At 48.7% G+C, this 20,600-nt stretch carries 21 protein-coding genes; 9 read left to right on the forward strand and 12 right to left on the reverse strand.

What is annotated here, in order from left to right; translation table 11 throughout:
- Nucleotides 1-20 precede the first annotated feature (20 nt).
- Genes C1I60_RS00555 through C1I60_RS00570 form a run of 4 tightly spaced genes read right to left on the reverse strand, consistent with a single transcriptional unit; the run spans nt 21 to nt 3,840 of the window.
- Entirely contained in the window at nt 21-788 is a 768-nt protein-coding gene (locus tag C1I60_RS00555; RefSeq protein ID WP_252361497.1) for a class I SAM-dependent methyltransferase, read from the reverse strand.
- Nucleotides 781-2,130: a nucleotide sugar dehydrogenase gene (locus C1I60_RS00560; protein WP_137060026.1), complete on the reverse strand. Its 1,350-nt coding sequence runs from the start codon at nt 2,128-2,130 to the stop codon at nt 781-783. Before C1I60_RS00560 ends, C1I60_RS00555 begins: the two co-directional genes overlap by 8 nt.
- Before the next feature lie 2 nt (nt 2,131-2,132).
- Nucleotides 2,133-3,113 carry a polysaccharide biosynthesis protein gene (locus C1I60_RS00565; RefSeq protein ID WP_137060027.1) on the reverse strand — a complete coding sequence of 327 codons (981 nt, stop codon included), beginning with the start codon at nt 3,111-3,113 and terminating at the stop codon, nt 2,133-2,135.
- Nucleotides 3,114-3,132: 19 nt separating this feature from the next.
- Entirely contained in the window at nt 3,133-3,840 is a 708-nt protein-coding gene (locus C1I60_RS00570) for a glycosyltransferase (RefSeq protein WP_137060028.1), read from the reverse strand.
- Nucleotides 3,841-4,078: 238 nt separating this feature from the next.
- Here C1I60_RS00570 and C1I60_RS00575 point away from each other — a divergent pair, with 238 nt between their 5' ends.
- The gene (locus tag C1I60_RS00575; RefSeq protein WP_137060029.1) at nt 4,079-4,792 is read left to right on the forward strand and encodes a GT-D fold domain-containing glycosyltransferase; all 714 of its coding nucleotides are present in this window, start codon (nt 4,079-4,081) and stop codon (nt 4,790-4,792) included.
- Between the two features lie 223 nt (nt 4,793-5,015).
- Nucleotides 5,016-6,152, forward strand: a complete 1,137-nt coding sequence (locus tag C1I60_RS00580; RefSeq protein WP_137060030.1) for an SGNH/GDSL hydrolase family protein — start codon at nt 5,016-5,018, stop codon at nt 6,150-6,152.
- Between the two features lie 146 nt (nt 6,153-6,298).
- Here the strand turns inward: C1I60_RS00580 and C1I60_RS00585 are convergent, their stop codons facing one another.
- Nucleotides 6,299-6,715 (reverse strand): hypothetical protein, encoded by a 417-nt coding sequence (locus C1I60_RS00585; protein ID WP_137060031.1) that lies wholly within the window; start codon nt 6,713-6,715, stop codon nt 6,299-6,301.
- Nucleotides 6,716-6,879: 164 nt separating this feature from the next.
- Here C1I60_RS00585 and C1I60_RS00590 point away from each other — a divergent pair, with 164 nt between their 5' ends.
- The 3 genes from C1I60_RS00590 (at nt 6,880) to C1I60_RS00600 (ending at nt 10,625) form a co-directional block, all read left to right on the forward strand.
- Entirely contained in the window at nt 6,880-8,850 is a 1,971-nt protein-coding gene (locus C1I60_RS00590; RefSeq protein WP_137060032.1) for a methyl-accepting chemotaxis protein, read from the forward strand.
- A 53-nt stretch (nt 8,851-8,903) separates the two neighbouring features.
- Nucleotides 8,904-9,080 carry a YjfB family protein gene (locus C1I60_RS00595; RefSeq protein ID WP_137060033.1) on the forward strand — a complete coding sequence of 59 codons (177 nt, stop codon included), beginning with the start codon at nt 8,904-8,906 and terminating at the stop codon, nt 9,078-9,080.
- 189 nt (nt 9,081-9,269) lie between these two features.
- Nucleotides 9,270-10,625, forward strand: a complete 1,356-nt coding sequence (locus tag C1I60_RS00600) for a dipeptidase (protein WP_137060034.1) — start codon at nt 9,270-9,272, stop codon at nt 10,623-10,625.
- Between the two features lie 76 nt (nt 10,626-10,701).
- On the opposite strand, the gene C1I60_RS00605 is transcribed toward C1I60_RS00600, so the two are convergent.
- The 5 genes from C1I60_RS00605 to C1I60_RS00620 form a co-directional block, all read right to left on the reverse strand.
- Entirely contained in the window at nt 10,702-11,097 is a 396-nt protein-coding gene (locus C1I60_RS00605; RefSeq protein ID WP_170970714.1) for a hypothetical protein, read from the reverse strand.
- Between the two features lie 107 nt (nt 11,098-11,204).
- On the reverse strand, nt 11,205-11,696 hold the full coding sequence (locus C1I60_RS00610) for a hypothetical protein (protein ID WP_137060035.1): 492 nt from the start codon (nt 11,694-11,696) through the stop codon (nt 11,205-11,207).
- Between the two features lie 136 nt (nt 11,697-11,832).
- Complete coding sequence (locus C1I60_RS00615; RefSeq protein ID WP_137060036.1) at nt 11,833-12,315, reverse strand: hypothetical protein; 483 nt, start codon at nt 12,313-12,315, stop codon at nt 11,833-11,835.
- A gap of 304 nt (nt 12,316-12,619) precedes the next feature.
- The gene (locus C1I60_RS24635; protein ID WP_212734418.1) at nt 12,620-12,874 is read right to left on the reverse strand and encodes a hypothetical protein; all 255 of its coding nucleotides are present in this window, start codon (nt 12,872-12,874) and stop codon (nt 12,620-12,622) included.
- On the reverse strand, nt 12,871-13,269 hold the full coding sequence (locus C1I60_RS00620) for a hypothetical protein (RefSeq protein WP_212734419.1): 399 nt from the start codon (nt 13,267-13,269) through the stop codon (nt 12,871-12,873). Before C1I60_RS00620 ends, C1I60_RS24635 begins: the two co-directional genes overlap by 4 nt.
- Nucleotides 13,270-13,483: 214 nt before the next feature.
- On the opposite strand from C1I60_RS00620, the gene C1I60_RS24335 reads away from it, so the two are divergent.
- Nucleotides 13,484-13,660 carry a hypothetical protein gene (locus tag C1I60_RS24335; RefSeq protein WP_157136339.1) on the forward strand — a complete coding sequence of 59 codons (177 nt, stop codon included), beginning with the start codon at nt 13,484-13,486 and terminating at the stop codon, nt 13,658-13,660.
- Nucleotides 13,661-14,414: 754 nt separating this feature from the next.
- Here C1I60_RS24335 and C1I60_RS00625 read toward each other — a convergent pair.
- Nucleotides 14,415-14,642 (reverse strand): helix-turn-helix domain-containing protein, encoded by a 228-nt coding sequence (locus tag C1I60_RS00625; protein WP_007431813.1) that lies wholly within the window; start codon nt 14,640-14,642, stop codon nt 14,415-14,417.
- Nucleotides 14,643-14,947: 305 nt separating this feature from the next.
- Between C1I60_RS00625 and efeO the strand changes: the two genes are divergently transcribed.
- The 3 genes from efeO to C1I60_RS00640 are packed head-to-tail and all read left to right on the forward strand — an operon-like array spanning nt 14,948 to nt 19,055.
- Nucleotides 14,948-15,826 carry an iron uptake system protein EfeO gene (gene efeO, locus C1I60_RS00630; protein ID WP_137060037.1) on the forward strand — a complete coding sequence of 293 codons (879 nt, stop codon included), beginning with the start codon at nt 14,948-14,950 and terminating at the stop codon, nt 15,824-15,826.
- A 4-nt stretch (nt 15,827-15,830) separates the two neighbouring features.
- Nucleotides 15,831-17,216, forward strand: a complete 1,386-nt coding sequence (efeB, locus tag C1I60_RS00635) for an iron uptake transporter deferrochelatase/peroxidase subunit (protein WP_137060038.1) — start codon at nt 15,831-15,833, stop codon at nt 17,214-17,216.
- A 24-nt stretch (nt 17,217-17,240) separates the two neighbouring features.
- Entirely contained in the window at nt 17,241-19,055 is a 1,815-nt protein-coding gene (locus tag C1I60_RS00640; RefSeq protein WP_137060039.1) for an FTR1 family iron permease, read from the forward strand.
- 134 nt (nt 19,056-19,189) lie between these two features.
- Here the strand turns inward: C1I60_RS00640 and C1I60_RS00645 are convergent, their stop codons facing one another.
- Nucleotides 19,190-20,578 (reverse strand): type III PLP-dependent enzyme domain-containing protein, encoded by a 1,389-nt coding sequence (locus tag C1I60_RS00645; protein ID WP_137060040.1) that lies wholly within the window; start codon nt 20,576-20,578, stop codon nt 19,190-19,192.
- Between the last annotated feature and the right edge of the window lie 22 nt (nt 20,579-20,600).

A 20,600-nucleotide genomic window follows, 5' to 3' on the forward strand; every position in this document is an offset into this window, starting at 1 on the left:
TCATGCTGCGCCTTGCCTACCTATTCAGGATGTGCATCCCTCTCCGGTGGCAAAGCCCGCTTCTCCATACGTCGGATTCGCTGTACCGCCTTGTCGAGCACTGCCTTGCGCTGATTCATTTTGCGAACATACTGATGCTCCACCAGCCGGAATTGTTCCTCGTCCAACTCCATCCAGCGGGCCAAATGCTCTGCCCCCGGCTTGGCCTCACGCAGCTCTTTCGCTTTTTTACGGCCTGCGAAGCACAAATATTTGTGATGCACCTCCAGCGCTTGTTCATCAAAATAAGGATAGAGCACACCGGACAGGCTCCCGGCATAGTAGGTTCGCTTGTGATCGTGAAACGGATGATATCCGTAGGGTACGGAAAGGACGAGCGTCCCTTTTTTATGAAGCAAACGGTAGGCATGAGCAAGCAATGTATGAGGGTGTGCGTAATGCTCCAAAATCTCGCCTAAAATAATCGTGTCAAATCCGCCGGGAGGACGTTCGAATAGAGAAATATCCTTTAAATGAAAATGAACCCTTCCCCGAACAGGTGCAGATTCCTGACGAAGTTCTTTTTTTGCATATGAAATACTGCCCTCTTCCAAATCAATGGCCGTTACCTCAAAACCTTCACGCCCGAGCAAAATGGACGTTATCCCCTGACTACATCCAGCATCCAGCACAGTATGACCCTGCACATGGCGGCAAATCCAGTGGATTCGGCTACGGGTAGCCTCATGGGATTCCTCCGAGTTAATCTGCCCGTAATAACGCTCATTCACTTGATCACGGTTAGCCAACAGCGGCGGCCCCCCCTGCATCGGGTTGTCCCAGAATCACGACATGCCCACCTGTGCAATGCACCGTCGCATTGCGTGTATCGAACACCAGTGGCGCATGGTCGACCAGTTGCTGGTAATCCAGCACCGAATGATCCGTCGTGATCACGACGATATCTGCACTTTCCCACAGTCGGGAATCCGCCACACGAGATGGGATGACCTCGCTGTTCAGCTTAAAGCTCTTTACATACGGGTCGGTGAAGCTCACCACAGCACCCATTTCCTTTAGGCGCTCAAACAGGACAAGAGCAGGGGATTCCCGAACATCATCAATGTCTTTTTTGTAGGCAACGCCCGCTAAAATGATCTCGGCCTTGTTCATGGCTTTGCCCTCCTTGGCAAGCAGAGCTTCAATTCGCTCCGCTATATACAGTGGCATACGCCGATTCATACGGTCTGCCAAGTCCACAAATTCCAGCGGAAACCCATGCTGTTCGGATTTCCATGACAAATACAGCGGATCGATCGGAATACAGTGCCCCCCGATACCAGGCCCCGGATAGAACGGCATATAGCCGAAGGGCTTCGTTGCTGCCGCATCCAGTACCTCCCATATGTTGATGCCGATTTTCTCACAGGCCGCCGTCAGCTCATTGACCAATCCGATGTTAACGCTGCGGAACGTATTCTCGAATAGCTTCGCGGCTTCCGCAACGGTTGTCGAGCTGACCGGAACCATTTGCTCCAGAAAGGAGCCGTAAAAGGCTACTCCTGCTGCCAAGCAATCCGACGTACAGCCACCGATCACCTTGGGCGTGTTCCGAATGTTAAAATAAACACTGCCCGGATCGACGCGCTCCGGTGAAAAACACACGTAAAAATCCTGACCTATCGTCCAGTCCCTGCGCTGTTCAATCACTGGACGGATCAGTTCCTCCGTTGTTCCCGGATACGTCGTGCTTTCCAAAATGATTAGCGTCTGTTTACGCAAATAGGGGATTGCCTGGTCGATAGCCGTTTCAATATAAGAAGTATCCGGCTGATGCTCATCCGTCAGTGGCGTAGGCACACAGATGACAACGATATCCGAATGCTCCAGCACCTTAACATCCGTAACCGGATACAGACGCTGCCCGATCAGCCCCTCCAACGCATCATCGCCAATATCTATGATGTACGATTGTCCTTGAAGCAGCTTGGCTACTTTGGCCGGATCTGAATCCACACCGTACACCTCATAACCAGCTCGTGCCATTTCCACAGCCATCGGCAGTCCCACGTAACCAAGGCCGATCACCGCAACCTTTACCGTGCCTTTGCTTATTTTATCTATAAGTTGCAAAATACCCACCTCTCTCATCGTTACTCCATGCCTCGCAATAGCTCAGCAATGCCTGCGCGGTCCATTAACTCATCGTCCGAGCGGTATTGATCAAAGCTCACCCGCTCCAGCCCTCCGTACTGGCTCAGTAATCGCTTGTCTGCCTGCTGTGGGAGAATGACAAAATAACGATCATCATAGCGGTATGTGTGCGGCACCTCATAAGGAGAAATCAGCACTTCGTGCAGCTTTTCCCCACTACGTATGCCGATGCCCTTCAACTTCAGCGCTGGCTGACCTGCCTGCTCCTTCATCACTTCCGCCAGATCTGCAATGTTGCAGCCCTTCATTTTCATAACCAGCGTCTCTCCACCAATCGCCGCCACAGAAGCCTTCAGCAGCAAGCCAATAGCCTCTCCAAGCGTGAGGAAAAAACGGGTCATATCAGGACTGGTCAGCGTCAAATCCTGCCCTTCCGCAATCTGGCGCTTGAACAGCGGAACAACACTTCCGCTCGTACCCAGCACATTGCCGCCGCGAATGCACACAAAACGGGTGCGCTCACTCAGATCGTTGGCACGAATCATTAGCCTTCCGCCAATCGCCTTCGTCATGCCATATACATTCACCGGGTCAACTGCCTTGTCGGTAGAGACGTCAATAACCTTGGTGACTCCCTGCTCAATGCTGGCCCGAATTACATTTTGCGTACCGTGTACGTTCGTCTTGAAAGCCTCTTCCGGCTGTCTCTCGCACACGGGGACATGCTTCAACGCCGCCAGATGGAACACATAGTCCACCCCGCGACATGCCTCTTGTAATGCTTGTAGATCCCGAATATCACCAATAACGAAATTCAACCGGGGATCAGACTGGAATTGACGCTGCATGGCAATCTGTGCAAATTCACCTCGTGAAAAAATACGAATTTCCGCTGGCCCCTCCTTGAGCAATTCCGTCGTCAGACGCTGCCCCCAAGATCCCGTTCCTCCGGTCACCAGCAGTTTTTTTCCTTTGAACAATACAATCTCCTCCTGACCGTTACGAATTTGCGGTGCCTGTTCCCAGAAATTCAGCCAGCACAGCCTTCATTTCATCCTCTGTCAGCCGATCCTTTGCCGGTACTTTTTTCACCGAGGTATTCGCGGCATGAATGACGTTCACATAGTTGCGAAGCGGAATGACCTCATGTGGCAGCTCCGTTACATAGCCATGCGTACCCTTACCGGGAATGACAATACGATAATCATCCAGATAATCCTTCGCTTGATAGCGGAACACATAAAAGGAGGGCGAACGGTGAAATACCGGTGCCATCTGACCTTCTACGGCATCCCACAGGTAACCCATCTGGTTCACCAGCGCGACCGTATCCGGCTGAAATTCGTAATCATGCAACTGCTGTACAAACGATTGGTGATACAAATCGTCGGAATCAATTCGGGCAATTAGCAGTTCGTCCGTGCCTTCGATATATGCGTGAATGCGACGCTTGCTTTCGATGCTCGTACCGAAGCGGATGTGGCCGGGGATTGGCTCACGCTCGGCCAGTTCCTCCTCCACGATGTCGCTGCATCCACCTGCCAGCTTGACGACAGACAAGAAATCCGCATTCGTCTGACTAAGCAAGCTGCGCAGTGTAAAGGTTCTGAATACATCCAACCGCTCGCTGATCCACTCCCGTGTCAGCCGATTGGGATTCATCCCGTAGTTATTAAAATTAATCTCTATGACAATCTTGCGATTCATTCATCTTCCTCCCTTTCAACCGTCTCTTCACAAGTTATGGAACTGCTGGGGAAACGGCACGTACAAATGCATCAACTCTTTCAAAAATAGGTAGAATCCAAAAATGAATAGCCGATCATACAAAAATCTTGCTGCTTTCGACATATGATAGATTACAGAGTTTTGTACCATTGAGCATTTTGCAGCAATCCCAAGAGCGATTTCAAATCAGCAATAGATAGACAGGGAGGAAGCATATATGACTAAGCCAAAGTATCTGGAGATCGATGAGGTACTGAATCACCTAAAACTGGCACTGGATCAACAGCAGCCCTTCTCATTCATTCGTATCGGGGATGGCGAAAATTTGATTTTGTCTCAGGATACCGTATGGCCGATGGGAAAGGTGTTACAGGAACGATGGGCAATCAAAGCCAATCTTGGGCAAAAAGGACTGTTCCTGCCGAATAAGGAATTGCGAGATGAGGTGGCAGAGGCAGTACGTAAAGCCGATATTGCTGGCATCCTGCCATACGATGACGTATCTATTAAAGCGCCATCCTATATGAAGCGAGAGCTGACTGACCAGGTTTTTACTCACTACGGCCTCTCTCCCGCGCTGACCTGCCATGCCTGCCTGAACCGGTATTTGGCTGAGACACCCGCTTTCTGGGACATGCTGAAAAATCGGCGCATACTGCTCGTCACCCGAACAGCCGCCGAAGTGAAGCCCGTCCTTGAAGCTGAGCCGTATCAACTGCATATCTCGCACACACTTGCATTTCATCAATATGAACAAATGAATGAAACGCTCCAGTGGATCACAGAGCATAAAGATGACTTTGATATTGGGCTATTCTCCTGCGGGGTCAATGCGGTCGTACTGGCACAAAAAACGGCAGAACTCACTGGCAAAGTAGGGATAGACTTCGGCAAGGCGATTAACATCGTGATGTTCGGCAAAGCGAATTAATGGATAGCCTCTGCTTCTCATATCAAAAAAAGCACCAGTAAATTCAAGATTTGCTGGTGCTTTTGGCTATCACAAACCGTCCTAAACCGGGGGCGCATGGAATATCTATATAAAGCCTTGAAACCTTACTTGCTTAAAAATAGACTTTGAGATTTCACGTCACTTATTTTACAATATTATAGAAACAAGCATTAAATTGGAGATCATGAGGAGGATATCGTAAATGACACATAACAATAAATTGAAGACATATCCACTTCCAAAAGCTAAGCATGTAAAGGTTCATGGTCGAACTACGCAAGCACTTAAACCACTAACTCTGTTTTGGACAGGCAGCGGCATTGAATTGAATATCAAGGGCTCGGAGCTGTGGATTGAAATTGAGGCCGATTACCAGGTGTATGAGCACTGGATCAGTATTGTTATCAATGGTGCCCCGATGAGTCGCTTGATGGTGACCGCAGGACGGCATTGGATTTGTCTTTTGAGAGGAATGAATCCTGACAGGGTTAAAAATGTCCGGGTGGTCAAGGACGTCCAGCCTATGAGTTTTGACTCGCGCATCTTGCTGCAAATTCATGCCCTAAGGATTGACGGAGAATTGTTGCCGGTCACCGATAAGCCCTACAAGGTGGAATTTATCGGTGACAGCATTACCTCGGGAGAAGGAGCAATTGGAGCAAGGGAGGAGACAGACTGGGTTCCCATGTTGTTCACGGCACTACATAATTATTCTGCCATAACTGCCGAAGCACTAAATGCCGATTACCGAGTATTGTCACAAAGCGGATGGGGTGTCCTGACGAGTTGGGATAATAATCCGCATGCGAACATACCCGCATATTATGAGCAGATATGTGGTATGCTCATCGGAGAGAGAAATGAAGCATTAGGGGCACTTTCCGATCATGATTTTACCTCATGGCAGCCAGATGTGGTCGTGGTGAATTTGGGGACTAATGACGGGGGCGCCTTCTATTCTCCCGCATGGACGGACCCAGCAAGCGGGAAAGTGTACAAGCAACGCTTGAACGAGGACGGAACATTCAATGAAGAAGATTTACAAGTTTTTGAAAACGCTACCAAAAATTTTCTTGTCAAGCTTCGGGCCTGTAATCCTGCTGCCCATATTGTGTGGGTCTATGGGATGCTTGGTACTCCGATGATGCCAGCGATCTACCGGGCGGTAGACGCGTACAAGAAAAGAACGAGGGATCGGGATGTGTCCGTGTTCCAACTGCCTAACACGACGGAAGAAACGTTAGGGTCTCGCAGCCATCCAGGGCTTCTCGCCCATACCAAAGCGGCAAATGAGTTGACAGGGTATTTGCGAGAAATTTTAAAGAATTATAATCCATGAAGCAGAATCAACTCTGTTGAACCACGCTCATGAAGTAAACATAACGTCACAACACCCAGGATATTTGTGTTCTGGGTGTTGGACCATCATAGGAAAACCATGAACAGGCGGCAAGGTCTTAATAAGGAAATACTCGTCTGATATATTTAGAAAAATGGAGTCGAAGCGATGCCAGTAAATACCTCCGGACCATTACGAACCGTCGTCGATACACCGGAAATATAAGATGAATACACCGTTTGTATCGCCCATGGCGCGGAAAGATCCTGTGCATTAAAAGCTTGCGTTTCATTAACCCCTGTAGCTCCCAATACCCCTTCGGCTCGATAGACTACCTCGCTCGGATTATAATCGGTGCCACGTACGATTTCAACCGCATACGTATCACCCAGTTCACCAATCAGCCCAATGGAACCGCTAAAAGTCACAATCGGACTCGGTACAAGAAAAGTTCGCAGGGTAATCAAACCAAATCGCTCCGGTTCAGGACCCAGCTGGATATCGGGACCCTCACCTGTTTTGGATGAATTTGTGGAACTTCTCATATCTAGAAAAAAACCCATTGTTTATCCCTCCAAATTGCAAGATACTCCATACTATGCGAGCAATTCTTCTTTGAATTAGACAAATTAGTAATAAATCTATCAAATCCGCTTAAAATAACCGATAGTAAATACATACATTATGCATTTTAGAAATGAAATGCACATAGAAAGCAGGGGGTTTGATGAAACGACTGAAAACTTTAACACTACGCAAAAAATTGACTGCGGCATTCCTGCTGGTCATGCTTGTTCCTAGCATTATTGTCAGCTCTTTTTCTTATCAGGCAGCGTATAATCAGACAGACCAACAATTAATGGACAGTGCGACAACTAGCGTTACCGCAGCCGACCGTGCGGTGACTCAGACGATTCAAGCTAAAATTGCAGATATCGAATATTACGCTACTACGATGACAGCTAGTGACAGCAGTCCAGAAGCAGATGCAGCCATTCTGACAGAGCTGCAAATCTATTTGAAAATGCATGCGGAAGCCCTCGATATGTTCGTAGGAACTCCCGAAGGAAAACTCATTATTGGCAAAGCCGTAGGCTCCACAAACGATCCTCGTGAGCGTCCGTGGTACAAGCAGGCCATGGAGAAACCCGGGCAAACCGTAATCAGCCCTGTCGGACTCAATACGGCTAAGGTCGCCGTTGTGTATATTTCACGTACGCTTCCTGACAATAGCGGTGTTCTCGGTCTTTCCCTGAACCTGAATAATTTAAAGGAAATTACGAATTTAAAAATCGGTCAAAATGGCTATGTCATGATATTGGATACCACCAAGCGTATCGTTACTCACCCGACAGAAGTCAGCGGAAGTACCCAATTGGGGGAAAAACTGTCGCAACTGTTTGCCTCCAAGGAAGGTAGCTTTAATTATGATCTGAATGGCGTATCCAAAAGCCTGATTTTTAAAACTAATGCTCTGACCGGCTGGAAAATTGCTGGAACGATGGACAAGTCGGAAACAAGTGCCTCCGCCAAACCGATCCTCATCACGACCATCGTGGTGCTGGTCATTTCAGCTATCGTCATCGGTGTGCTGGCGCTGTGGCTAATCAGCAGTATACTCAAACCGATCCAAAGATTGCGTAATTCTATGGATGCTATCAGCCAAGGCAATCTTTCCATCAATGTCGCTACGAACAGCACAGATGAAATCGGCGAATTATCGAGATATTTTCAAAAAACGGTGGATAGCCTGCGTAACATGATCAGAGAAATCCAAGCCATGACTGGCAATCTGTCGGCCTCCTCGCAAGAGCTCGCCGCAGGTGCAGAACAAACAACCCGCGCGATTGAGCATGTGACCGAAGCCATTCAGGATGTGGCGGCAGGCAGCGAGAGACAGGCCAACAGCGCCAAGGAAAATCAGGGTCGTGTGTCAGACATGTCAACAGATATCGCGGCTATGACCGAGGCCATGACTGAAATGACCACGTTCTCTTCTCAGGCCATTCAGGCGTCGGATACAGGCAGTGAACATATCGGCAATAGTGTCGTCTCCATTGACGGCATTCGCACAACAGTGGAAGAACTGGATACGATTATCGGCGCATTGAGTGAGAGATCTGGACGGATCGGAACCATTGTCACCGTCATTACAGAAATCGCCAGCCAGACCAATTTGCTTGCCCTGAACGCTTCTATTGAAGCAGCACGCGCCGGGGAGCATGGTAAAGGCTTTGCTGTCGTAGCAACTGAAGTCCGCAAGCTGGCGGAAAACTCCGCTCATTCGGCACAACAAATCCGTGAGCAAATTCAAGGGATTCAAAACGGCGTATCCGAGGCCCTGACCGCAATGGAATCTGCCAAAGAACGCGTAAGCGAAGGCATTAATTCGGTTGACCTGTCCGGTCGCTCCTTCTCCCGTATTCGTAGAGCGATCGTTAAATCGGCGAAGCAACTCGACAACGTCTCAGCTTCTACAGCAGGAGTAGCACAAGGAACAAGTGCAGTGGTCGGAAGTATGGAGGAAATTACACGTATTGCCGAAGAAGCCGCATCCCATACCGAGACGGTATCTGCGGCTGCAGAGGAACAGCTCGCCTCCATGGAAGAGATTGGTTCCTCTGCAGCAGAATTAACCCGGCTGGCAGAACAGCTCCAGGATTTGCTGGCACAATTCCAATTGGATGAAATAAAATAACAGTTCTGACCGATAAATAGTAAGAGTCTTCACGACAAAGGAGGAATGAAAACATGGATATCGCAGCATTATCAACGGGTATGAGCCAGGCCAGCTTGGCGCAAGCCGTAAGCGTGAAGGTATTGAGTATGGCTAAGGATCAAGCTGGTGAACAGGGACAAGCACTGATCCAGATGATGGAAAAAAGCGTACAGCCTCATCTCGGGGGTCAACTGGACCTTCGAGCGTAGCTTTACCGCTATTGGATGGGCGATCTGTTCGGGTCTAAACGGACCGGAGCAGATCGTCTTTTTTTATCACATCGACCATCATGATTTTTCGTTCGACGCAAAACGTAGTAAACTATACATATTATCCACGGCCTTGATTCGGAGGATATAGCAAAAAAATGCACATTGAAAGAGGAGGATACATAAATCATGAGTTATTCTGCATATTTTGAAAAGGTCAGAGAGCAGCAGCTTGATGAGCTGAAGGAATGGTTGTCCATTCCAAGTATTTCCGCATTATCCGAGCACAAAGGTGACATTAACAAAGCAGCCGATTGGCTTGCTGCCAAACTGACGTCTGCCGGGCTGGAGAACGTTGAAATTATTCCGACTAAAGGCCATCCGCTGGTGTACGCGGATTATCTGCATGCACCTGGCAAACCGACGATCCTCGTGTACGGCCACTATGATGTACAGCCGGTCGATCCCCTTCACCTGTGGGAAACTCCACCGTTCGAGCCGTCGATCCGTGATGGAAAGCTGTATGCTCGCGGAGCTACAGACGATAAGGGCCAGGTATTCTTGCACATTAAGGCGGTCGAAGCCATTTTGAAGCAGGAAGGCAAGTTGCCGCTGAACATCAAATTTTGCATCGAAGGCGAAGAAGAAGTGTCCAGTCCAAACCTGCTTGAGTTTTTGCAGACAAGTGCCGACCGTCTGGCTGCCGACGCTGTACTGGTATCCGACACCTCCCTGATCGAAAAAGGCAAGCCTGCCATTTGCACAGGTCTGCGCGGATTGTGCTCACTGGAAGTTGCGATCCACACGGCCAATACGGATTTGCATTCCGGCTCCTTTGGCGGCGGTGTACCGAACGCGCTGCATGCTCTGGTGTCCTTGCTGGCAACGCTGCATGACGACAAGGGACGCGTCAGCATCGACGGCTTCTACGACGATGTCGCGCCGCTATCGGCGGAAATGAGAGCAGAGTTCGTGAAGCAAGATTTTAATGAGAGCAAGCTGCAAAAGGATCTTGCGCTTGATTCCCTCTACGGCGAAGAAGGATTCAGCTTCGTCGAGCGTGTCGGGGCACGTCCGACGCTGGAGCTGAACGGCGTGTATGGCGGCTTCCAGGGTGAAGGCACGAAGACGGTCATTCCGAAGGAAGCTCATGCGAAAATTACGTGCCGCCTGGTTGCCAACCAGAATCCGCAGGACATTCTGGACAAAATCGAGCGCCATCTGCGAGCCCATGTTCCGACAGGTGCCACGCTGAACATCCAGCAGGGTGAAAAAGCAAACGCCTTTAACATCGACCCGTCACACGCATTTCTGCAAGCAGCGGCGGATGCTTTTGAAAAGGTATATGGTGTACGCGCCCTGTTTACCAAGGACGGCGGCTCCATCCCTATCGTGGAAACCTTCTCCCGTGTGCTAACTGCACCCGTCGTATTGATGGGCTTCGGCTTGCCGGATGAGAACTTACACGCGCCGAATGAGCATTTTAATTTGGAAAATTTCGATAAGGGTTTGCTAACCATCGTGGAGTTTTTGAAATCTGTGTAAGCTGATACCAAAAAAGCATTCACGGCATGTGATCAACCATGCTTCGTGAATGCTTTTTTACATTGGCTGCCGTCGCCTAAGAAAAACGGGTGTAGCGCAACAGATGAACCAGCCGATTCAACCGCTCTATTTCCCGATCCAACTCGTGAAGCGGTTGCCCGGCCAAAGCAGCGTTCGCTCTCAGATCACGCAGCGGGTTCATTTTCCGACCCATAAGTTTCAACACCGTGGCCTTCCCCATGTTGTTCACCACCGCATATTGCGTTAGCGGGTCAAGCTCGATCCACAATACATGATGCTGTTGAAAAAACGACAATAGTTGCTTTTTCAGTTCTTCCAGCTTTTTCGGATCTTCAAGCTCACCTGTAATTTGCGGATGATGATGAAAAGCCACATAGCCCATCACCCGCAGGTCACTTATCATTTGTTCCAAATGAAGTGTTTCGTTTATGTACACACTGTTCGTGCTCATGTGATTCCTTGCGCCGTTCGTATGATGTTCCCGGATGACGTTCACCACCTGACTATCGTTATCTTTTTATCGAGTATGCTTCAATCATATACAAAAAAACAACCGGCTTATACGCCAGTTGTTTCCCGCTCCACAAAATACTTATTGGTCATATAATGAGCCTTGCCTCTGGAAGTGTCAACCATTCCCTTTTTGTTGTCGAGAAAAACAATTTCCCGGCATTTGGTGCAGTACCACTTGGTCCGCTTAAAGGGAGATTCCGTTACATACGAGGTGCCGCATTTGCAATCTACTTTGATCAAGGTTTCTGTCGATTTGTAAGCTTGGGAGAGCTCTTTCAAGCCCGTATCAGGCTGCTGAACCGGGATAATGACTTCCTGATAGCTTGAATATTGATTATGAACTTTAAAATCAGCCACCAGTTCCGCATGCAGCCCAAAGTACTCTTTGCCAATCTCGGTTACAAATTTCTTGCCGATTCTGTAACACTCAAGCCATTCCTGTATCTGTTGATTAGACAAAGGCACCGTGCCCTTGATACCGCTATTTAATGTGTAAGTCATGATGTATAAAGTATCATCTTGTCTATGTCCGTACATGGGAAGCCTCCTTATAATACACTTGATAATGTACTACAAAGCGCAAAAAACATCAATTTTATTATTTGGCAAAAGGTTAAAGCTGAATTATAAAGCTCAGGGAATGGACATATAGAATAAAAGCAACTGACAGATGTCAGTTGCTTTGTCTTTCCACATAGTATTTGTTGGTCATGTACCACGCCTTGCCTTTTTCCGTATCCACCATACCCTTTTTACGATCCAGGAACACAATGTTATTGCATTCCTTGCATGACCACTTGGTCCTTTTATGCGGCGACTCTTCTATATAGGAAGCTCCGCATTTGCACTCTACCTGAATCAACGTTTTATACTGACTGTATGCCTCTGCCAACGGGTCTACGTCTACAGCTTTACTTACCACTGCAGGCTGTATCATGGATATATGATCCCGCTGCTCCGAGTATTCATTATGTACCTTAAAATCTGCTACCAATTCAGGATTCAAACCAAAATACTGTTTACCAACTACCGTTACAAACTTGCTGCCAATTCGATATGCTTTTATCCATTCCTGAACCTGCTTATTGGATAGGTCGACTGTTCCCTTTATGCCGCTGTTCAGCGTATAGGTCATCAAATGTTCGTTTTGTGTCATATGTCTCCCCGTTCACCTCCGATCAAGAATATACCACAGGTAGACCTAAGCAAAAGCCACTTACTGCTACCTGGAGCAACGAGCTTTTCTGAATTGTGATCCTTTTAATACAAGTATAACTCAAAACCCGAGTCATCTTCCATTTTGTCTATATCCTGAGCACTGATTTCGCAGGGATCTATACTCGCCTCCTTAAGCTATCACAAAATGCATTTTTATCTTTTTATCACTTTGTGGTACAGCCTTCTATATTAATCATTCATGTGGGCGATGATCTAATGGTAGTTTCTTCCTTCCCTATATATTACAACACTTTTGTACAAATTCCTACATATTTCAGCGGTGTAATCATTTTTTTCGTCACCTTCCAGAGTAAGTGATCTCGTTTATACTCAATAGCCTTTTCATATGTACCACCAGCGTCACGCCACTCCCAAAAAGTATGCACATCAACAGTCTCAAGGAAATAAACAGACAATGCCTCCACTGGGTTCGCAACATACATTTTGATGAATTCTTCATTAGGGAGTTGAGCGTACCGGAGATACTGGCTTTTCATTTTATAGAGTACATTAGCATATCATGTAAGTTTATATTTTTAATTTTGCTGATGAATTCATTGCGTCTTTCAACAGTATTCAGTATGATTTGGATAGCATTACGAATACTCCAATCATCAGGTCCGATTTCGAGGATATTGATTAAATCGTTAGCAGTAAGATTAAAGTTAAATGGAGCTGGCTTAATAATACGTGTCCACACGTCATCATTTCCGTTTTCAAACACTTGAATGGCGTCTGATACGTTTAACCCGATGGTCTGCCATTTTCGGTTAAGGACATCTGTAATATGGTAGTAGTATAAGCCTGTGTCATCGTTTTCTTCTTCCCAAACCTGCTCCATACGTACAATGTCCTTGATGGCTAATTTGTTGACCTTTGTTTTATTCGTCATATGGCTCATCCTTCATTTTAATTTATAAAAAATAATTTCCAGAGGCCATTTCTATATATATTTGAATTCATTTATGCCTATTATGCATTCATAATAACCATTTTAGAATACATAGTCAATTATTTTGAACACAAAAATGTCCTTTTTTAATTCATTTTCGTTTTTTTTGAATTCATTCGTGTGATATATTTTCTCTTAGGGAGGCGAATCCATTTTGGAAAGAAAAAGTGTTATGGTGTATGAAGATATAAAAGAAAAATTACAATCCATAAAAACAGAGTTAGGTTTAAGTAATGAAAATGATGTTGTCAGTTATTTGATCAGTGTATATGAACACTCCGATTCTCTGCCCAAACAATCTCAAATTCAACTCATTAAACTTATAAAATAGAGAAATAAAAATCCTTGAGCGTATAAGTGCTCAAGGATTTTTTGATTTTTGGTAACGTGATTAGATCAACGGTGTTTGAAAGGAAATGGATTATATTTTATCTGTGAATCGTTCTTAACATCAGCCGTTGTATGTCTTTCATACCAATCGAACCGATGTACAAACAAGTCGTTGAATAATTTTTTTCTGGGATCCACTTTCACCTTTAAAATAACTCCAAGCAGGTGACTCATGCCTAATCAATTAAATCAGATGACCATCACGCTCAGCCCGTAGAAGTATTGATTATACCCTTGGTTTCTCCTGCGGGCTGAGCCTTTGCCCAAGGGAGCGTGATGGTAATGAAGCCTAACCGAAAAAAACGTAATCAAGCCTATTTTAGACACCACAGAAAGCGAGTTATTCAGCGTAAGAAGCGACTTTCAGCACACTGGGGTTGGGTCGTCAAATTCGACGGTGCATTCTCCAAAGGGAAAATTCATTGTTCCTGCTGGATGTGCAGCGCAAAAACAAACCGACTTGGCTATCCCAAATCGGAGTTATCAAGAATAGCTAACTGTCAGGAACAGCTTCTGGATTATAATTTTTAAACTACAAATGATCAAAACAAGCGAATGTCCTTTTCTGTGACAATCGCTTGTTTTTACGTTGGGTCACTTGGCAAGGTCATCCCACAAAAACAAAAGCCTTCCCGACCATCCTTCACTGTTGAAAGATTATCGAGAAGACTTTGCACCCCGCAAGGAACAAGAGGTCAGATTTTTAATTCTCCAAGCCTGATTAATTCCACGACCGCCTGTGAACGACCTTTTACGTTCAGTTTCTGCATTACATTGGAAATATGGTTACGCACCGTCTTCTCACTAATAAATAGTTGTCCGGCGATGTCACGTGTTGTTTTGTCCTGCACAAGCAGTTCAAATACTTCACGCTCACGGTGAGTTAACAAAAACTTGTTTTTGTGGTCGTTACCCTTCGTCAATTTCACCCCTCCTTGCTCGGGTTTTGTGTGGTGTAACAAGGTTAAGGGATACAGTCAACACATTTTATGTCATGTACTCAGGTATGGTTCAATATGCGTATAAAAATGGGCCTAGGCACTTATTTTCCGCCTTTGCTGAATCGTTAAACTCTGCGTCTAATTTTATGTATTGACAGGCATATGGGGCAGCCTTATGATAAGAAAAACCGCGACTGATAATCATTATCAAATAATAATTCGATATAGATATCTCGCTACAGATTATTGTTCATGGCCTGCTTGGCCAGAAAGGGTGTTCATTGATTATGAAATTACGTTACGCTGTACCAGCCGGAGTGCTGGTTTCTTCTATTCTGTTCGCAGGCTGCGGACAAACTGGAACTGCTAATCAGCAGCCCGCTGCAACGACCAAGGATGCGGGAGCAACTACACAGACAACGACTCCTGCGGCCTCTGCCCCCAATTTTGATCAAGCGGTAGCAGCTTACCGTGCCTATGCTACCCAGCAATGCGATACGTTTGTGAAAAAGACAGAAGAATTCACCAATGCGGTCAAAGCTGGCGAACTGGACAAAGCCAAGGCGCTGTATGCTCCTGCACGTATGTACTATGAACGGATTGAACCGATTGCGGAAGCACTGGGCGACCTCGACCCTAATATTGATGCGCGTGACGGTGATGTGGATGCAGCGGACTGGCGCGGCTTTCACCGGCTTGAAAAAACGTTGTGGGAAGAAAACACCACCAAAGGGTTGGACGAGTTTTCCGACCGCCTGTTGAGTGATGCAAAGCTGCTGCGTGCCAAGGTGGAGACGGTCAACATTGACGCCAGCCTGATGGTAACGGGTGCAGTCGAGCTGCTGAACGAAGTATCCACCTCCAAGGTGACGGGTGAAGAGGAACGGTATTCCCACACGGATTTGTACGACTTTGCAGCCAATGTAGAGGGCGCACAAAAAATATATGAGATTTTGAAAACAGATCTGAATCAAAAAGATGCGGCGTTGGAAACGCAAATTGGCGAGCGCTTTGAGGCGTTGCAGCAGGAATTGGCTCCTTTCAAGAAAGGTGAAGGCTATGTATCTTATACGAAGCTGAAACCGGAAGAAATTAAAAAGCTGAGCCAAAACCTTGATGCTCTGGCAGAGCCGTTGTCCCAAATGGGAAAATTGTTAGGAGTGTAACGATATGAAAGGCTTCAAGCGGCAAAAGGGAACGAGACAGGAACTACAGCAGCGTGCAGATTCCCGTGAAGAACAGGTTGATCTGGTCCAAAAGGATGCTAAGTCAGAGGATGTTCTGCTAGAAAATGATGTGCGTTCAGCAAAGAGTAAATCTGTATCACGCCGAGATCTATTGAAGCTGGCCGGGGTCGGGGGACTGGGGCTCCTGCTCGGCGGCGGCGGCGTGGGGGCTGTGCTGACAGCCAGTCAACGGCTCGAAAGCATGATGACGGATGCGGATACCAAGGATGTGGTTCCTTTTTACGGGAAGCATCAGGCGGGTATCGTGACTCCGGCACAGGATTTCATCTGCTTCGCCGCCTTTGATCTAACGACGAGTGACAAGGAACGGGTGCGCAGCCTGTTTAAAGCCTGGACAGAAGCCACCGCTACGATGACTTCCGGCGCGCTGATCGGCAACGATAACGAAAACCTCAATCTGCCTCCGTCCGATACGGGCGAAGCGGCGGGGCTGTCGCCGTCACGGATGACGATTACCTTTGGTGTGGGTCCGTCCTTTTTTGATGGGCGCTACGGCCTGGCAGGGCTTAAACCTGCCGGACTTCGTGAGCTGCCCCGTTTTCAAGGGGATGCGCTGGACGACCAATGGTGCGGTGGCGATATCGGGGTACAAGTATGCGCCAATGATTTGCAGGTAGCTTTCCATGCCCTGCGTAATTTGGCGCGTATCGCCAGAGGAACGGCGGTGCTTCGCTGGACACAGGAAGGCTTCCAGCGGACAGCACAGGCCGATCCAGCGGGAAGCACGCCGCGCAATTTACTCGGCTTCAAGGACGGTACGGGGAACCCGGATACCTCCAAGGCTGACGAGATGAACCGACTGGTATGGACACAGGCCAGTGACGGTCCCGCGTGGATGGGCGGCGGCAGCTATATGGCTGTGCGACGCGTACGCATGCGGGTAGAGGTATGGGATCGCTCGACACTGGGCGACCAGGAGGATACCTTTGGACGCCATCGCAGCAGCGGGGCCCCGCTGGGCAAGGCCAAGGAGTTCGACAAGCTTGATCTGGCGGCCACAAGTCCGGAAGGCAAGCCGATCACGCCCCCCACCTCTCATGTGGCATTGGCTCATGGGGACGGGAGCATTAATATTTTGCGACGGTCTTATTCTTATTCAAGCGGATTGGACAAGCAAACAGGACAGCTGGATGCCGGGCTGCTGTTCATCAGCTACCAACGTGATCTATTCAAGCAGTTCGTTCATATTCAGGAGAAGCTTGCGCGCAATGACAAGCTGAACGAATACATTGTACACAAAGGCAGTGCGGTGTTCGCCTGCTTTCCGGGTGTATCGCAAGGCGGCTACATCGGGGATACGTTATTTTAGCAGCAGGCAAGGAAGGGGATTTATATGAATCGGCGCAATAAAAGCTTGGGATGGGTATTTCTGCTGGTGGCTCTGCTGCTGACAGCAACTCCGTTCATATCCGGCTCCGGGTCGGTCGCTTTCGCACAAACAGATGCCAAGGCTGCTTCCAATGATCAGCTCATGCCTGTGGTGGGTGGCGCACTGGTGGAGGCGGGACAAGCCCAATGGACGGAAGCCTCCAGGGACGTCAAAGAATTCCGTACGCTGTGGGAAGCTGCCAAAACAAACGGTGGTGATGCAGCCCATATCGCAGCGGTAGACAAGGCTCTCGCGGAGGCAGAGCAGGCACTTGCCAGCGGCGGCGGAGAACCAGCAAAAGCTGCACTGTCCGTGCTGGCTCGTTCGGTCAACGAATTTGTGACTGCTGCGGAAGGCGACAAGCCCGCCCCGGCTGGAGCCAAAGCAGCGGAAAAGCTGCTCCCCATGGCGAAGGGCAGTCTGGCTGCCATGCAAAAAGGCGACTGGACTGCGGCCCGCGCTGATTACGACCGGATCGTAAAAGCATGGTATCAGGTGGAGACACCGATTCGTTCGGACCATTTTCCGGTATATAGTGCGCTGGAAACTAAAATCAGCCTGATTCGCATCTCCATGCAAGCCGAACCCATACGACAAGAACAGGCTCTCAAGGAAATGCAAGAGCTAACGGCTTTGTTGTCGGATTACAGTCAAGGCAAACTGGTGAACACGGGTCAAGAAGCTGGAGCAAACAACGCGGCTAATGGCTCATTAGCCTCGCTAAGTGATGCGGTCAAGCTCCTCGAATCCGCACGGCAGGATGCGGTAGCCAATCAGCCTGAGCAAGCCGCTGACAAGGTAGGGCGGTTCATCGCCCTATGGCCTTCGGTGGAAGGTCATGTGCAAATTTCCGACCCGGCGTCCTATACCGCGATTGAAAATGAAATGGCCGAGACTTCCGGTTATCTGCTGTCTTCTCCACCGAACATGGCCAAAGCCATCCAGACGCTGGATCAGATGCTGGAAAGGCTTCGTCCGTTGACGGAAGAGCGTTCCTACACCGCTTGGGATGCGGCACTGATTTTGCTGCGTGAGGGGCTGGAAGCCATTCTCGTGCTCGCGGCTCTGCTGGCGTATGCCAAAAAAAGCGGCGAAGCTGTGGCTGGTCGCTGGATATGGGCCGGTGCCGGAACAGGGCTGGTACTGAGCGGAATCCTGGCAGTGCTGTTCACTACACTGGTCGCGGCCGCCGCATCGGGCAGCATGCGTGAGCTGCTAGAGGGTGTGACCGGACTGGTCGCGGTTGTGCTTATGCTGACTGTCGGTAGCTGGCTACATTCCAAATCCAATGCTGCCGCATGGAATCGCTTTGTCGAAAACAGCGTAGACAGCGCGCTGGCACGTGGTAGCCTGTGGTCGCTGTTCGCAGTTTCTGCGCTTGCGATTTTGCGTGAAGGCGCCGAGACAGCTATCTTTTATATCGGTATGGCCCCGGTCATCGAAACCTCTCAATTGCTGATTGGTATTGGCTCGGCAACTGTCATATTGGTTGTGCTGGCATTTGCGATCATCAAGTTTAGCGTACGATTGCCGATTCGCGCCTTTTTCCTGACAGCCACCATACTGATTTACTATCTCGTATTTCGCTTTCTCGGCGAAAGTATTCATTCGCTTCAGGTGGCTGGCAAGCTTCCGGGGCACACGGCCTCCTCGCTGCCATCCATTAGCTGGCTGGGCATGTATCCGACTTGGGAAACGTTCATCCCACAGGTCGCTGTGCTGATCTTCATGGTGTGGCAGCTTGTACGTCAGGAAATGCGCAGCTCCAAACTACGTTAAAGTCCAAGTACACGCATATATTTGAGGATTTTGCAAAATCCTGAATGCAAAAAAACGTCAAAACACAGGCCGATCTCTATCGGCCGACGGTTTTGGCGTTTTTTAGTCCTGAAAACGGAGTGCTGTTTTTACGATTAGAAAATGTCCTCCAACAACGGAATCATACGCTGATGATGCAGCAAGTCCGTACGGTCACCATGCTCACGAATTATGTGTACCTCACCGCGAAAATCCAGCAGCTCCGCCGGCGTAGCATGTCCCAGAAAATGCACCGGACTATAGCTTAGTCCATAAGCTCCTGCATTCGGAATGACAATATAATCGCCCTCCTGAATCGAAGGAAGCAGCGCTTTTTTCACAAGACAATCCTCGGGTGTACAAAGCGGCCCGACAATGCTCACGGTTTCCAGATCCACGGTTGCTTCTGGCTGAGGCTCCCCGATCCGGTCTGCGGCCTTCCCTAATGTTAGCTCGACAGCAGCAGCCTCTTGAACAGGCATGTCCTTCCCCTGTCCCATCTGAATCACCACTTCCTGTCCCTCTTGTCTACGCATAATTCGCACCGGATAGTTGTCCCTAATCCGACGTCCTCGAAAGGCAGCCGAGGCATAATGGTTCATACCGCCATCAGCCACAACGAACTTCTCTCCCTTGGATTCCTTCGTATACAACGCCCGACAGACATACATGCCTGCCTGAGCAACCAGATATCTGCCGCTTTCGATGATCAGCATAACACCTGGCAGACGGGATCGGGTTTGCTCGGCCATTGCGTTCAGTCCGTCAATCACTTGCCCCATATCCAACGGCTGCTCATGAGTAAAATAAGGAACACCAAACCCGCCGCCCAAATTTACCGTATGCATCGCCACACCATACTGATCCTGTATCCGTTCTGCCAATTGAAGAGTATTCGCAAATGAAGCTAAAATCTGATCCGCTTTCAGCATTTGCGTACCTGTATACACCTGAATGCCCTGGAAAAATACATGTGGACAATCTTCCAGCACCGTAAAAAAGTGATCCAATTGCCCCTCGTCCACACCAAAGGGACGAGGAACGCCGCCCATTTTGATCGTCGATCCCGACAAATCGTTATCGGGATTCACACGAACCGCAGCGCGGACAAACACGCCTGCTTGGGCAGCAATATCCTCCAGCAGGCGCAGTTCCCGCACCGACTCGACATGAATGCAGCCGATTCCACAGGCTACCGCCTCACTCAGTTCGGCTACCGTTTTTCCCGGCCCGGCGTACAACACATCTTCTGGGGCATACCCGGCCTCCATCGCAACGAACATTTCTCCGGCCGAAGCGATTTCGACGCCACAGCCTAACGAGCGAAGCAATCCCGCCAAGGCTACATTGCCATTGGCCTTGAGTGCGTAATGCACACGCACAGCCGGGTGCAGCCGGGATAGTAGCGAGCTGACATGAGCATGCAGCGCGTCGCCATCGTAATAATAAAATGGCGTCGGATGTTCGCCGAAGCGTTCCAGCAAGGCTTCATCCTTTTTATCCATCTGCTGAATCTCCTCCCTTCTT

It is taken from the genome of Paenibacillus terrae, assembly GCF_005217525.1.
GTDB classification, from domain to species: domain Bacteria; phylum Bacillota; class Bacilli; order Paenibacillales; family Paenibacillaceae; genus Paenibacillus; species Paenibacillus terrae_C.